Origin of the sequence: Clostridium tarantellae (genome assembly GCF_009295725.1) — a bacterium.
Taxonomy (GTDB): Bacteria; Bacillota; Clostridia; order Clostridiales; family Clostridiaceae; genus Sarcina; species Sarcina tarantellae.
Map to the genome: position 1 here is coordinate 1 of NZ_WHJC01000514.1, position 1,268 is coordinate 1,268.

The 1,268-nt window shown below is 22.4% G+C and carries 1 protein-coding gene; it reads right to left on the bottom strand.

Translation table 11 applies throughout. The features are described from left to right. A partial coding sequence (locus tag GBZ86_RS18355) for a VanZ family protein (protein ID WP_234885189.1) occupies positions 1 to 1,268 on the bottom strand: 1,268 nt, incomplete at both ends.

Consider the following 1,268-nt stretch of genomic DNA (forward strand, 5'->3'; position numbering starts at 1 on the left):
CTATATTAATGAATTTAATTATGGAAAATTCAATTGCTGTTTTTTCACAAAGTTTGAAAAAGAATTTACTCAATAATGAAAATAATAGCCACCCTAAAAGAGCCCCTATAGTATTCATTATTAAATCTGTTATATCAGTTGCTCTATGAGTAAATAATTGACTCATTTCTATAATAAAGGAAAGTATAAATCCTTGTAAAATTGTTGGAAATAATCGTCTATATTTTCTCCAAAGTGTAGGTAATAAAAATCCAAAAGGCATAAAAAAAATTATATTAAGTATCGCTGAAATTTCTAAACCATCACTAAAAGGGATTAAATTTATTCCTGGATTAAATACAGCTTGTCCAGAATTTAAGTTTTTCTGAAGTCTATATAAAGAAGGAAAACCAACCACTTCGGAAAGAGCAATAAAAAGATAGATTATAAAAAGATATCCAAAAAAATAATGTTGCCAACAAATTTTTATATTTTTCTTTTTACTATAAATTTTAAAAAATAAATTTATTAAAGTTATTAAAGTTATACTAAAGTATTTAAAAAACATTTTAAAATACTCATATAGTGGTTTTTCAAAAATATGTCTATATATAATCAAAGGTTTTATCCAAAATACAACGGTAATATTACTTATTAATGTACCTAAAAATACTCCTGGAAGTCCTATAAATTTAGTTAAAATTATTGAAAAAATCAAATTTATAACTCCTTCAATTAAAGGGGCATATCTATCTTCATTATATAATCCAGCTGCTTCTTTAAAGTTATCTACAGGTATTACCATGAATTGAAAATAAAAATTGATCAATATTATTATTATAGTAATACTTGATACTACTTGCCGAATTCCCATCCATAATTTAACAAATTGAGTAATAGTATTGAATAATATTATTACTGCAAATGACGAAATCCAAAAATTCAAAAAAAATAATCTTTTATAAATTTTATAACTTTTTTGATTATCTTCATCTTCTGTTAATAAATTTCCTATACTTGGAACGACAGCATTCATTGCTGTTAAAATTATTCCTTGAATAGCTACAATAATCATATTATAATTATTAAATTTAGCTACCATCGTTAAACTTATAAAAGATGAAATTATTATATTATCTGTACTACCAATAAACGTCCATCCAATTTTATGTAAAAATAAAGATTTAATCCTTTTGATAAGTATTTTTTTTTCATCAGTAGAAATTTTTCCTTTTACTTTATTTATCCATTTAAAATTTCTATTTATATAACTATTTATAACATAATAA